Raw genomic sequence first — 14,159 nt, forward strand, 5'->3', positions numbered from 1 at the left:
ATTAGTCTGCTAGCCAGGGTGATAGAAAGTATGGGCCTAAGGGAGGGGAAGGTAAATCAAATTGTTCTGGATAGCCTACATCAACAAAATATAAGCCATAGGGTGGCGCAGTGACTCCCCCCTGAGTTCGATCACGGGCGGTTAATACCTCTTCAACCCAACCAACAGGACGTTTGCCACAACCAATAGCCATGAGTACCCCGGCAATATTACGCACCATATGGTGTAAAAATGCATTGGCTTTTACATCAATAACAATTAAGTCACCAAAGCGCTCCACCCGAAAATGCTGAATCGTCTTCACCGGAGACTTGGCCTGACAGCCGATAGCCCGAAACGAGCTAAAGTCATGCTCGCCTTTTAAAGCTTGAGCAGCCTCACTCATCAAGGTCACATCGAGCGGCCGATAGTTCCAGGTCACCCCTTTGGGTAAGTGGGCAGGTCGCACTGGGGTATTTAGAATGACATAGCGATAGCGGCGATACACTGCACTAAAACGGGCATGGAAACTATCATCCACCGGTTTAACCCAGCGTACTGAGATATCATTAGGAAGGTTACTATTGGCGCCAAATACCCAGCTCCGTTCAGAGCGCTTCGCCGAGCTGTCAAAGTGGATGATTTGATTACAACCATGTACTCCAGTATCCGTCCGTCCTGCACAGATCACCGTTAGTGGATGATCAGCCACTTCGCTGATAGCAGCCTCTACTGCACGTTGAACGGTTTTGATACCTGAGCGCTGGGCTTGCCAGCCATGATAATGGGAACCATCGTATTCGATGCTGGCAGCAAAGCGTTGAACCGCTTCAGTCGCTGGCTGCCGATCAGCGGCTGAATCATGGGATTGCACCTGAGTCATTACTCCCTACTATCTGATTTACTACCCACCATCTATTTTTAACCCCCTCATCCTAACCTTCTCCCCCACGGGGGAGAAGGGACTTGATTTGAAGCACTTTTGCGACACCCTGGGAGAGGGCTGGGGTGAGGGGAAATAGTAATGGTTATTGCTAGTCCATGCTATCCAAAAGTCCCTGCGCTTCTTTTTTCTGCACATCATTACCTTCAGACATGACCTCATCCAAAATATCCCGAGCACCATCCTGGTCACCCATATCAATATAGGCACGGGCTAAGTCAAGCTTAGTAGCCGCTTCGTCAGCATCAGCCAAGAACTCATAATCCTGTTCTTGGCCAGCAGCAGGCGCTTTTGCGACTGCCGGCTTCGCTTGTACTTTAGGCTCAGCGACAGCTGTTGCAGTACCATGATCCTCCACAGGTGCAGGCCTTGTAACTGGAGCTTCAGCAGTTACATCCATATCATCATCCATATCCAAATCATCAATTGCCAACTCAGCTGCCAGGCTTTCAGTGGCTGCATCTAAATCAGCCAGGTTATCTTCCATTGCATCAGAGTCTAAGATAAAGGCTTCCTCTTCTTCAGAAAGCTCTACATTTTCAGCCTTAGTTAGCGTTTCTGGTGGGGCTGACTGCTCAACAGGAGGCTCAGGTGCTTTTGCTACCTCCGCTGCAGGCTCTTCTATTGCTGCAGGCTCCTCCAGATCAAGTGCATCCTCACTCAAATCAAGCTCGAGATCATCCAGTGAGGTTTCCAAACTCTCTTCCAGCTCAGTTGAGGTTGACTCCATATCCAGGCTCAACTCATCATCCAAGCTAAACTCTTCTTCTGTAGGCAGCTCTTCTTCCAAGTCACTCAGATCAAGCTCTAAGGCTTTTTCGAGATCTTCTGTCTCAGCTTCAGCTTCCGCTGTTGACTCCAAATCTAAAGACAGCTCATCAAGACTCTCTGCCACCTCTTCAGAGGCAACTTCATCATCTAGGCTTAATTCAAGATCAAGCTCTTCTTCAAGTGCAGCTGGCTCTTCCATGCCTTCTTCCAGGCTGCCAAGGTCTAAACCAAACTCTTCACTTTCAAGCTCTGCATCTAGACTCGTTTCTAAATCATCCAGACTTAGCTCATCTGCCTCAGCAGTAACAGACTGTTGATTAAGCTCACCCTCCAAGTCCAAATCATCAAGGGATAAGCTTTCATCAAGATCATCCATTGTTAAGGTGTCATCAGTCAGCTCTTGCTCTAAGCCAGCAAACTCATCTACTTCCTCAGCCGCAATTCTGGGTGCTGCTGGTGCCAGCGCATCACCAAACTTTGCTTTTAGTGCTTCTGCCTGCTGAATAGCCCCTTGATCAGCCAGCTCATGCAACTCCTGTAGCTCTTGGCTAAACGCATTAGCATCTTGCATTTCGGCATAGACTTCCAGCAGCTTCACCCGTAAGTCACTACGAGAAGGCTCATCATTGATTGCATTGCGTAACAACTGCTCTGCTTCAGAGAAGCGCCCGTAGGCAATATAAATATCAGCTTCACCCATAGGATCTGCTGTTTGCGGTGTTACAGGTTCTGTCGGCTCTTCCTCTGCCACTTCCAATGCTTCTTCAGCACCACCGCCGCTCACTCCGCTAACGACGGTTTGGTCCTCCCCCAGGCCTTCCTCCTCAAACTCCTCGTAAAACTCTTCATCTTCTTGTGCTCGCCGCCTAGACCAGAGGAATAGCCCTCCAACTAATGCGACAATAACGCCACCCACAGTTCCCAATAACACAGGGCTCGCAAGTACCTGGTCAATAATACCCTGCTCAGGCTTAGGTTCAGGCTTGGTTTCTGGTGTAGTGGTGGGTTGCACAGGCTGTTTATCAACTACAACCTCAGGGGTAACTGCTTTTGTTGCTTGCTCAGCTTGTTCTTGGGCTTCTGACAACTGGGTTTGCAAAGCAGCCAACTGCTCATCTTTCAGACTCAATAGACGTTGCAAGGTGCCAATCTGGTCTTCCAACTCTTGCAACCTTGCGCCCTGCTCTTCAATCTCACGCTGTGATTTATCAAGATTTTCCTGAGCAAGTGACAACTCATTTTTAAGCTCACTCACTTGTGCATCAGAAGCACCTTCGGGCTGGCCTGTATCAGCACCCGTTTCATCTGGCTGACTAGCTGTTGATGTGACAATGGTTAGCTTGCCATCTTGAGTGGTTTCCGTTACCACTGGCTCAACATCCGTTCGAGGTGTCGCATCAATTTGTGGTGCAGCTAAGTCAGTTGCCCCTTGTTTCCACGCTTGGTTTTGCTGCTTAATCTGAGTCACTGCGTCACTAACAGACACATTTCTAACTCGCTGCTCATCAGGCAGTCGTAATACCTTGCCTTTCTTCAACAGATTAATATTGTTGTTGATAAAGGCATCAGGGTTATCCTGCTGCAAAGCCAACATCGTTTGCTGAACAGTAACTTGATTAGAAGGCTTAACTTTGGCAGCAATTTCATACAGAGTATCGTTTGCTTGAACCTGATAAGTATCTCCGCCCTGGAAGCCTGTATCAGTTGGGGTTGTTGTAACCGTGGTCGGTTCAGCTGTAGTCGTTGTGGCTACTGGAGCTGGACGCTCAGCCACTGGCTCAGCCGTCGCTGGTGCCTCAACAGCCGTGGGTGCTTGCTCAGTAAATGTTGGTGGGTCTAGCAGTACGGTGTACTCACGCAGCAATCGACCGCTGGGCCAGTGCACTTCGACTAAGAAGTTTAAATAAGGCTCTCGAACCGGTTTATTACTGGAAACTTTGATATAGGCAGAGCCATTAGGGCGAACTACCGTCTCAAACTTCATGTTGTTTAGAAAGAAGATTCTTTCTACACCCGCTCGGTTAAAATCTTCACGGGTAGCTAAATTAGGTAATATTTCATTGGCGTTCAGGTCTCTAATCTGGATGAGTTCAATTTCAGCATTCAAAGGCTGGTTGAGGGCGGATTTGAGGGCAATATCCCCAAGGCCCAGGGCATTCACTACCCCAGATGACAAGGCCCCGGTTGCAGCCATTGCCACTACAAGCTTGCGCACCATAATTCTCAATCCTTTATTATCATTTAGTCTTGCGATTTCTAAGGAGTCGGGTCTTTCTGCCATACACTTCACGACCAATTATTTGTTTCCCAGTTCCACTTGTTTTAGCTACTTGCCACTTGCTTTGGTAACCGCCTTAAAAACAAGCAAGTCAATACATTTCCCCTCGCGATCCGTAAATTGATCCCAAACGATGAATACATAGACTTCCTGTGAATGCTGGGCGAGCTTGTAGAAGAGCAAGCTTTCTAACAAACTCAGCCTGAACGCGATTGGTCAATCTGTATATAACTATAAGACACAATGAGCAGGTAAGTAGCCCGCTTACCCACTCTATTCTTATCTTAGATTTGCAAATACAACAAAATGCTAGCCTTAATCGGTTAGACTAAAGCTAGAAATAAGGTTCAAATCGTTAAGTAAGTATCAATTATATATAGTCTTTTATCAATATCTCGGCAATTTGTACACTGTTAAGAGCGGCACCCTTCCTTACATTATCCGCTACAACCCATAAATTGAGACCTCTGTCACAGGATATATCTTCTCTGACACGCCCGACGTAGACCGGATCTTCACCAGCCGCCTCAGTAACTGGCGTTGGATAGCCGCCATCCTGATGCTCATCCAACAGAACGACACCTGGTGCCTTTTTCAACAACTCCTGTGCCTGAGCCGCTGTAATTTTTTCCTTGGTTTCAATATGGACTGCTTCAGAATGGCCATAGAAAACAGGCACTCTCACACAGGTTGGGTTAACCAAGATATTTTCATCGCCAAATATCTTTTTGGTTTCCCACACCATTTTCATCTCTTCTTTGGTGTAGCCATTTTCTTGAAAAACATCAATCTGTGGCAGCAAATTAAATGCAATTTGCTTTGGATAAACCTTAGCCTCTGCACCTTTAGCGTTCAATAAAGTGGCTGTTTGTGATGCCAGCTCATTAATAGCGTCTTTACCTGTACCTGAGACAGCTTGATAGGTCGCAACGTTTATACGACTAATACCAACTGCATCATAAAATGGCTTTAAAGCTACCAACATCTGAATTGTAGAACAGTTTGGATTAGCGATAATTCCACAATTAGTATAGTCCGCCACCTTTTCAGGGTTAACTTCTGGCACTATTAATGGCACATTAGGGTCATAGCGGAAGTGGGAGGTATTATCAATTACCACACAACCAGCCGCTGCTGCTTTTGGGGCATACTCTGCCGATACACTTCCCCCAGCTGAAAATAAGCCAATTTGTACTTTGCTAAAATCAAAGGTGGCTAAATCTTCTACTACAACTGGCTTATTTTTAAATAAAATCGTGCTCCCGGCAGAACGACTGCTGGCTAAAGGGTATATCTTACCCACAGGAAAATCCCGCTGTTCCAATATCGACAGCATAGTTTCACCGACTGCACCTGTAGCCCCAACTACAGCCACATCATATGTTTTGCTCATACTTGCTTACTTCCTATTAATTAGGTAATTAATTTTGAATAGGTGTTAATTTTTTACTGAGAAAAGGTTACAACGCTGCCACCACAGCATCTCCCATTGTTTTAGTCGACACTTGGCGGGTATCTGCTTCTTCTGTGTAAATATCAGCTGTCCGTAAGCCATCAGCTAACACCTGCTTAACAGCTACCTCAATGGCATCAGCCGGCTCTGGATACCCTAGTGAATAGCGCAACATCATAGCAATGGATAAAATCGTTGCCAGCGGGTTAGCCACGCCCTTGCCGGCAATATCAGGCGCAGAGCCGTGGATTGGCTCATACATACCCTTACTTTCAGCGTTCAGTGATGCGGAAGGTAACATACCAATAGAGCCTGTCAGCATTGCCGCCGCATCCGATAAAATATCACCAAACATATTACCAGTGACAATTACATCAAATTGTTTTGGTGCTCTTACCAGCTGCATCGCTGCGTTGTCTACATACATGTGGCTTAGCTCAACATCAGGGTAATCCTTGGCGACTTCTTCCATCACTTCTCGCCATAAGACAGTTGCTTCCAGTACATTGGCTTTATCCACTGAGCAAAGTCTGCCCTGACGCTTTTGAGCGGCTTCAAATGCGACTTTAGCAATCCGACGAATTTCAGACTCACTGTACACATAGGTGTTAAAACCTTGGCGCTCACCATTTTCTAAGGTTTTAATACCCCGAGGCTGACCAAAATAGATACCACCCGTCAGCTCTCGTACAATTAAAATATCCAGGCCAGCCACGACTTCTGGCTTTAAAGTGGAAGCATTTGCCAGTTGAGGATAAAGAATAGCTGGACGCAAGTTACCAAACAGTTGTAGTTCAGCCCGTAAACCCAGCAAACCTTTTTCAGGCCGTTTAGCCATTTCGAGTTGATCCCATTTAGGGCCACCCACAGCACCTAATAAAATAGCATCGGCTGCTTTAGCTTGAGCCAAGGTCGATTCAGGTAATGGTAACCCCTCTGCGTCAATGGCAGCACCCCCCACCAAACCTTCTTGCCAGTCAATCGCTAGCTGATATTTATCTTTTACCGCCGCCAATACTTTAATGGCCTCAGCAACAATTTCTGGTCCAATTCCATCACCAGGTAATACTAAAATTTGTTTACTCATCTAAATACCTACTTACCTTTAACTAAATAACCAAGGATTTTGCTGTTTATATTTCGCTTCAAATGCTTTAATTTTATCAGACTTCGCTAATGTAAGACCTATTTCATCTAAACCTTTCAGCAAGCATTCACGGCGAAAGTCGTCTACTTCAAAGATAATGACACCACCATCAGATTTGGTAATGGTCTGTTGCTCCAAATCAACCGTCAGTTGGTAGCCTTCCTGTGCAGCTACCCCCTGGAATAATTGATCAACTTCGTCATCCTCAACCACGATGGGCAAAATGCCATTTTTAAAACAGTTGTTGTAAAAAATATCCGCGAAGCTTGGCGCGATTACACAGCGAAAGCCGTAATCTAATAAAGCCCAAGGCGCATGCTCACGACTGGAGCCACAACCAAAATTTTCCCGCGCCAATAAAATGCTCGATTTTTGGTAACGAGGCTGATTTAGCATAAAGTCCGGATTCAACGGGCGGTTGCTGCAATCCTGGTCGGGCTTGCCCTCATCCAGATAGCGCAACTCGTCAAACAGGTTAGGACCAAACCCAGAGCGCTTAATTGACTTTAAGAACTGCTTGGGGATGATCATGTCGGTATCGACATTAGCCCGATCTAAAGGAGCCACCACACCAGTTAATTGGGTAAATGCTTCCATGGGTTACTCCTTAGTCAATCGCTCTGATATCAACAAAATGGCCATAAATAGCCGCAGCGGCAGCCATTGCAGGGCTCACCAAATGAGTACGCCCACCAAACCCTTGCCTGCCTTCAAAGTTACGATTTGAAGTCGATGCACAATGTTCACCACGGCCCAGCTTGTCGGCATTCATGGCTAAGCACATTGAACAACCTGGTTCACGCCATTCCAAACCAGCTTCAATAAAAACTTTATCTAATCCTTCCTGCTCAGCTTGCGCTTTCACCAGCCCAGACCCAGGCACCACCATTGCCTGCTTCACATTGGCAGCGACTTTTTTACCTTGAACAACTTTGGCGGCTTCTCGTAAATCTTCAATACGCGAGTTAGTGCAAGAACCAATAAACACACGGTCCAGCTTGATATCAGTGATTGGCATTCCTGCGGTTAACCCCATGTATTCCAGGGCGCGCTGAATACCTTCTTTGCGGGTAGGGTCTGTTTCATCTTTTGGATCAGGGACACGACTGACAACTGGCGCCACCATTTCCGGTGATGTACCCCAAGTGACTTGTGGTTGAATCTCTGCTGCCGCTAGCTCTACCACCTTGTCGAAATGAGCTTCATCATCAGACACCAACTGTCGCCAGCAGGCTATGGCTTGTTCCCATTGCTCAGCGCTAGGGGCAAATGGCCGGCCTTTTACGTAATCGATAGTGGTTTGGTCGACAGCAACTATACCTGCCCGAGCCCCTGCTTCAATGGCCATATTACAAATGGTCATCCGCCCTTCCATTGATAACGAGCGAATCGCAGACCCACCAAACTCGATAGCATAGCCTGTACCACCTGCGGTACCAATCTCACCGATAATGGCCAGCACGATATCTTTCGCCGTAACAAAAGGAGACAGCTTGCCCTCAACCTTCACCAGCATGTTTTTCATTTTTTTCGCCACTAAACACTGAGTGGCCAATACATGCTCTACTTCTGAAGTACCAATTCCATGAGCCAAAGCTCCAAAAGCCCCGTGGGTGGAGGTATGAGAGTCACCACAAACCACCGTCATCCCAGGCAGTGTTGCCCCCTGTTCTGGCCCCACCACATGAACAATGCCTTGGCGGCGATCTTTCATGGCAAACTCGGTAATACCAAATGACTGGCAGTTGTCATCCAGGGTTTTCACCTGAATTTTTGATACTGGATCGAGAATGCCATCAATCCCTGCTTGGCGTTCTGCAACTGTCGTAGGTACATTGTGATCTGGGGTCGCCAGGTTAGCATCTCGTCGCCAGGGCAGACGGCCAGCCAACCTGAGTCCTTCAAAAGCCTGAGGCGAGGTCACTTCGTGTAATAAATGGCGGTCAATGTATATCAGCGCTGAACCATCATCTTGTTCAGCCACCAAATGCATCTCCCACAACTTGTCGTATAGGGTTTTAGCAGTCATTTTTCGTTATCCTCATCAGAGCCATCAGGGTATTTTTGTAATTGTCTTGCTTTAATTTCACTGCATTTACATCGGGCAAGTTTGATTTTTTGCAATGGGGTAACAGGGTATTCTGTCACTAAGGCAGGGATGCCTTTTTAGCGCTTGATGGGCCTGGAATGGCACTTCAAGAGCGGTGAAGAATGGTCTGTTGCCCCATACTGACTTACTTTTAGGGCTTACATACCCTGAATGCTTTTCATATACCTGTTATATGCTAGGCTTAGCAGTCAAATAAAACAAATTAATAATTTTTAGATAGTCTATAAAAATTTGGAATACACTGTTTCTTCACACTCAGTCACTTATTTAACAACCTATGGATACACACTCCCTAAATGCATTTCTTGCTGTTGCTGAAACCGGCTCATTTTCAGTTGCCGCAGAAAAACTGCACCTCACTCAGCCAGCAGTGAGCAAACGTATTGCTGTGCTTGAACAAATGCTCGATGCTAAATTATTTGACCGCGTTGGCCGCACAATTAGCCTGACAGAAGCAGGAAAAGCGTTATTACCCAAGGCTTATCAGATAATCAGCACCATTGCAGATACACAACGCGAGATTCAAAACTTAACCGGCAGCATCTCAGGCACCCTGACCCTGGCCACCAGCCACCATATTGGCCTGCACCGCCTACCCCCGTTGCTAAAGCAATTTACCAGTCAGTTCACGGATGTTGCTTTGGATATTAACTTTATTGACTCTGAATGGGCCTACGAGGGTATTCAGCAAGGGCAAGTAGAGCTAGCAGTTATTACCTTGGCTCCTACCCCCACCACAAATGTCACTTCAGAACAAATTTGGGATGACCCATTGGTGTTTGTTGCTGCATCTGACCACCCGTTGGCCAGCGAAACTCAACTAGAACTAAAGGATCTCATTAATTACAGTGCAATTTTTCCTGGCAGTAATACTTTCACTCACCATATCGTGAAATCATTATTTAACGAAGCGGGTTTAAACCTAAACATTGCCATGGCCACTAACTATTTAGAGACCATTAAAATGATGGTTGCGGTGGGACTGGCCTGGAGTGTATTGCCGCAAGCAATGGTAGATGAGAATCTGAGAGTACTGCCCATTAACACCCTGCCTATTAGCCGGCAGCTGGGCTATATTCATCACCCAGAACGAACACTATCTAACGCGGCCAAAGCATTTATCGATCTATTACAAGCAGCTAAAGGAACATAATAAATGAAGGAATTATTACTAGTACGTCATGCCAAATCCAGTTGGAAAGATGACTCACTGGCTGACTTTGATCGACCTTTAAATAAACGGGGTAAAAAAACCGCGCCATTAATGGGGCAACTATTAGCCGACAAACATTGGCAGCCTGATCGTGTATTTGCCAGCCCAGCAGCCCGAACCAAAGCCACCGCCGAATTATTATTACCTGCGTTAGCTATTCCCCCCGACCAGATTGACTGGTACCCATCACTTTATGATGCCTCAGTAAAAGCCATTTTTAATGCCATTAAACAAGCACCTGCTGCTTGCCAGCGATTAATGATTATTGGCCATAACCCCGGCATTGAAGAAACCATTGAAGCCCTAGATCCCAAATTCAGCGAAATGATTCCCACCTGCTGTGTTACTCGTATTCGCTGTAATATTAAAAACTGGCAAGAAATCACTAAAAAATGCGGAGAGGTAATGGACTGTTTAAAACCCAAAGAGGTGCTAGTAGAGCTTATTTGAATGCTTCATTAATTTTGAATAATGTCTATTGGGGAGTGAAAGCCAGCCTAAAAATAACCAAATAACCAAATAACCAAAGATAGAGGCTGAAAAAGTGAAATATCAGTTGTGTCGCTGGCATCTATCTTTGGTTAGTAAAGACCACAAACTTTTGGATAACACTAAAAACTCTTTAATAGCACGTTCAATCAAATAACGCTAACCCTTTGATGCAACACCAAACCCTGACTTTTTTATATTGTTTTTCGCGAAAAAATACAGCAAACAACGAAAACCGAATAAATAACAACCCGACCTAATGGGATTCATTTTATTTATTCCAAACCAATATGAGAGGTACGTTTACACAAAAAAGTGATCTGTATAGTATCTAACCTTCACAGTGCGCACTTAATTAAATAAATAATACAACTGGTTTGAAGGTGTACCATGGCTTTATTTAATATTAAAAAGCGCATTGCTTTTTTTGTTTTATTAGTACCACTTTCTCTTTTATTTTCCTCCGTTTCCAGTGCTGCCAACTCACTTCGAGTGATGACTTTTAATATCATGCAATTAGGTTATCAAGACTGGGACCAAAGTAATCGGCTTCAACATACACCCAATGCTATTCGACAATTAAGCAACTTACCTGATGTCATTATTTTTAATGAAGCGTTTACTGATAGTGCTTATTCAACCATTACCTCTCATTTAGCAGACCTATACCCCTATAGCACCCCGGTAGTCGGACAAAATTGCTCTGGCTATGGTTGGAATTCCTTGAATGGCAATTGCTCCAATGGTGTCGTTGTGATTAGAGGCGGCGTATTCATTATGAGTCGCTATCCAATTACGGAGCAACATGCTTATGTCTATCGAACCTCCCATTCTAAAACCTGGGACTATTGGGCTAATAAAGGCGCTGCGTTAGTTAAAATTAATAAAAATGGCATGACATATAATGTGGTTGGTACCCATTTACAAGCCGATGAAAATGATGCACCAGATGCCCATACTTATCGCATGAATCAACTAAAAGAAATGAATAGCTGGATTAAAAATACATTGCGGGTACCTGCATACCAGCCAGTAATTATTGCCGGGGATCTAAATGTAGAATTTAGTAAGTCCCACCATGTCAATGAGATGAAGGCAGCTTGCCAATGTCAACTTAATTATACTCAATCAAACTATGGCTCTTTTTCTTCCAGCACCAACTGGGTAGCAAAAGCCAATGCTTATTCCAGTGGGTTCAGTCTGTTTTACAATGACACCTTAGATTATGTGATGAGTCATAACGACTATCGGCAGCCTCGTAGCACCACCAATATGGAAGTCATCCCATTAAAGTCTAACCAAAGCTGGTACTGGAGCTATTTAAGAGGTAGCTGGGGACATGGTATTTACAGTAATGGTTACTATAGCGACCTATCAGACCATTACCCTGTTGTTAGCACTTTTCACTTTTAATGAAGCTTTTAATAATCACTTTCAGCAAAAAAGCCACCTTATAATAAGGGTGGCTTTTTTTGTAAAATAAATTCAAATACACACAAAACGTCTTATTATTTAATCTCTCCAGAAATTACCGGCGTTGGCGATACAACATCGGCATTTTGAGCCCGATGGCGCAGCCAGTGATCCATTAATACCAGCGCCAACATAGCTTCAGCAATGGGTGTCGCTCGGATACCAACACAAGGGTCATGACGCCCTTTGGTCACGACTTCAATGGGTTGACCATGAATATCGACACTTTTCCCAGGCAAATGCAAGCTGGACGTCGGTTTTAAAGCCATCCGGGCTACAATGGTTTGCCCAGTGGAAATACCGCCCAATACGCCACCCGCATGATTTGATAAAAAGCCTTCTGGGGTTATTTCATCCCGATGTTCAGTGCCTTTTTGATTGACCACGGCAAAGCCATCACCTATTTCCACCCCTTTAACGGCATTAATACTCATTAAAGCATGGGCAATATCCGCATCTAGCCGGTCGAAAATAGGTTCCCCTAAACCGGGAATTAACCCTGACGCCATTACAGTGACTTCTGCACCGATGGAATCCCCCGACTTTCTTAGCGCTTGCATATAGTCTTCAAGCTGAGGGATTTTGTCAGGGTCAGCGGAAAAAAACGGGTTTTGGTTAACCCCACTCATATCCACACAATTCAGCGCAATTGGACCTAATTGAGATAAGTAGCCCTGAACAATAACCCCTTGCTGGGCCAGGTATTTTTTGGCAATAGCCCCCGCAGCAACTCGCATGGCTGTTTCTCTGGCAGACGAGCGACCACCCCCCCGGTAATCACGAAAGCCATATTTTTGGGTATAGGTATAGTCTGCATGGCCAGGGCGAAATTGATCTTTAATATTGGAATAGTCTTTTGAACGCTGATCGGTATTTTCAATCACCAGCCCAATCGGCGTGCCTGTGGTTTTACCCTCAAACACCCCCGATAGAATTTTTACCTGATCGGGCTCCCGACGCTGAGTAGTAAATTTAGACGTACCCGGCTTACGGCGATCCAGTTCCAATTGCAAATCGGCTTCACTGATTGGCAGCCCTGGAGGACAACCATCAACTATACAGCCCAAAGCAGGGCCATGACTTTCACCAAAGGTAGTAACCGTAAATAACTTACCAAATGTGTTTCCTGACATTTTTTATACCTAAACTGCCTTCTTATTAACTAAAATAAACATAGCCAAAGCGAGTGGCTTTTAGGGAGCTAACCTGCTACTGCAAGGTTAGCGATAGCAACACTAACTGTTTTAAAGAGCGCTAGCTGGGCCGTCAAGCAACGAGGCCCCATGAGCCTATGCATAATAGGTAATTGGGGCGAGGAGTGACGACAACAAACCTTAAAAGTCATTCGGGCAGGATAGCTTGAAATACTGGCTGATACTGCTTGCAGTCTGCAGCACTTAATACAAAAACACCATGCCCACCCTGTTCAAACTCCACCCAGGTAAACGGCACCTGTGGAAACTGTTCTTCTAACGCCCACTGGCTGTTACCCACTTCTACCACTAATAGCCCATCATCCGTTAAATAATCAGCCGCTTTTGCTAAAATGTGTTTGGCTAAGTCTAACCCATCGGCACCCGCTTCTAACCCTAATGCTGGCTCATGATGGAATTCAGCAGGCATATCTGCCATATCTTCAGCATCCACATAAGGGGGGTTGCTCACGATCAGTTGATAACGCTGCTGAGATAATGCTTGATATAAATCAGATTGCACCAATGATACCCGATGGTTTAACTCATGCTGGTCAACATTAACGGTCGCCACCTGTAGTGCATCTGTTGAAATATCCACTATATCCACTTGCGCGTCTGGAAACGCATAGGCACTGGCAATACCAATACAGCCACTGCCTGCACATAAATCCAGCACTCGATCAACAGAGTTAGCGACCAGCCAAGGGCGAAACTGATTGTTAATTAATTCAGCGATGGGTGAGCGCGGCACCAATACCCGCTCATCGACATAAAAAGGTAGCCCACAAAACCAAGCCTGATTAACCAAATAGGCTGTTGGAGTTCGCTGCTCAATTCGCTGGTGAATTAAAGAAGCGACATGCTGCTTTTCATCATCGGTTAAATGACAGTCAAATAGTGGCTGCTCTATATCCCATGGCAGTGCCAAACTTTGTAGCACCAAATGCACAGCTTCATCCCAACTGTTATCTGCACCATGACCATAAAACAAATCGGCCTGATTAAAACGGCTATAGGCCCAGCGGATAAAATCTCGGATGGTAGATAACCCTTGAAACGATGGGGCTTGTTGTAGCTGCACAAAAATACTCCAGCAAAAAATGATCT

General features: G+C 45.4%; 11 protein-coding genes. 3 read left to right on the plus strand and 8 right to left on the minus strand.

Features of this window, described 5'->3' with window-relative positions; translation table 11 throughout:
* Position 1 precedes the first annotated feature (1 nt).
* From truA to leuC, 6 genes are all read right to left on the minus strand, one after another.
* Positions 2 to 862, minus strand: coding sequence for a tRNA pseudouridine(38-40) synthase TruA (truA, locus tag ORQ98_RS04115; protein ID WP_274687511.1), 861 nt, complete (start codon positions 860 to 862; stop codon positions 2 to 4).
* Between the two features lie 151 nt (positions 863 to 1,013).
* Positions 1,014 to 3,911 carry a FimV/HubP family polar landmark protein gene (locus ORQ98_RS04120; protein ID WP_274687512.1) on the minus strand — a complete coding sequence of 966 codons (2,898 nt, stop codon included), beginning with the start codon at positions 3,909 to 3,911 and terminating at the stop codon, positions 1,014 to 1,016.
* A 430-nt stretch (positions 3,912 to 4,341) separates the two neighbouring features.
* On the minus strand, positions 4,342 to 5,364 hold the full coding sequence (locus tag ORQ98_RS04125; protein WP_274687513.1) for an aspartate-semialdehyde dehydrogenase: 1,023 nt from the start codon (positions 5,362 to 5,364) through the stop codon (positions 4,342 to 4,344).
* Between the two features lie 67 nt (positions 5,365 to 5,431).
* Positions 5,432 to 6,511: a 3-isopropylmalate dehydrogenase gene (gene leuB, locus ORQ98_RS04130; protein ID WP_274687514.1), complete on the minus strand. Its 1,080-nt coding sequence runs from the start codon at positions 6,509 to 6,511 to the stop codon at positions 5,432 to 5,434.
* Between the two features lie 18 nt (positions 6,512 to 6,529).
* Positions 6,530 to 7,168 (minus strand): 3-isopropylmalate dehydratase small subunit, encoded by a 639-nt coding sequence (leuD, locus tag ORQ98_RS04135; protein WP_274687515.1) that lies wholly within the window; start codon positions 7,166 to 7,168, stop codon positions 6,530 to 6,532.
* A gap of 10 nt (positions 7,169 to 7,178) precedes the next feature.
* Entirely contained in the window at positions 7,179 to 8,600 is a 1,422-nt protein-coding gene (gene leuC, locus ORQ98_RS04140; protein WP_274687516.1) for a 3-isopropylmalate dehydratase large subunit, read from the minus strand.
* A 358-nt stretch (positions 8,601 to 8,958) separates the two neighbouring features.
* On the opposite strand from leuC, the gene ORQ98_RS04145 reads away from it, so the two are divergent.
* From ORQ98_RS04145 to ORQ98_RS04155, 3 genes are all read left to right on the plus strand, one after another.
* The gene (locus ORQ98_RS04145; RefSeq protein ID WP_274687517.1) at positions 8,959 to 9,834 is read left to right on the plus strand and encodes a LysR family transcriptional regulator; all 876 of its coding nucleotides are present in this window, start codon (positions 8,959 to 8,961) and stop codon (positions 9,832 to 9,834) included.
* A gap of 3 nt (positions 9,835 to 9,837) precedes the next feature.
* Positions 9,838 to 10,344, plus strand: coding sequence for a SixA phosphatase family protein (locus ORQ98_RS04150; RefSeq protein WP_274687518.1), 507 nt, complete (start codon positions 9,838 to 9,840; stop codon positions 10,342 to 10,344).
* A gap of 429 nt (positions 10,345 to 10,773) precedes the next feature.
* Entirely contained in the window at positions 10,774 to 11,796 is a 1,023-nt protein-coding gene (locus ORQ98_RS04155) for a sphingomyelin phosphodiesterase (RefSeq protein WP_274687519.1), read from the plus strand.
* Positions 11,797 to 11,891: 95 nt separating this feature from the next.
* Here the strand turns inward: ORQ98_RS04155 and aroC are convergent, their stop codons facing one another.
* Positions 11,892 to 12,989, minus strand: coding sequence for a chorismate synthase (gene aroC / locus ORQ98_RS04160; protein ID WP_274687520.1), 1,098 nt, complete (start codon positions 12,987 to 12,989; stop codon positions 11,892 to 11,894).
* Between the two features lie 208 nt (positions 12,990 to 13,197).
* Complete coding sequence (gene prmB / locus ORQ98_RS04165; RefSeq protein WP_274687521.1) at positions 13,198 to 14,133, minus strand: 50S ribosomal protein L3 N(5)-glutamine methyltransferase; 936 nt, start codon at positions 14,131 to 14,133, stop codon at positions 13,198 to 13,200.
* Positions 14,134 to 14,159 lie beyond the last annotated feature (26 nt).

This window comes from Spartinivicinus poritis (genome assembly GCF_028858535.1).
In the GTDB taxonomy this organism is placed as follows: Bacteria; Pseudomonadota; Gammaproteobacteria; order Pseudomonadales; family Zooshikellaceae; genus Spartinivicinus; species Spartinivicinus poritis.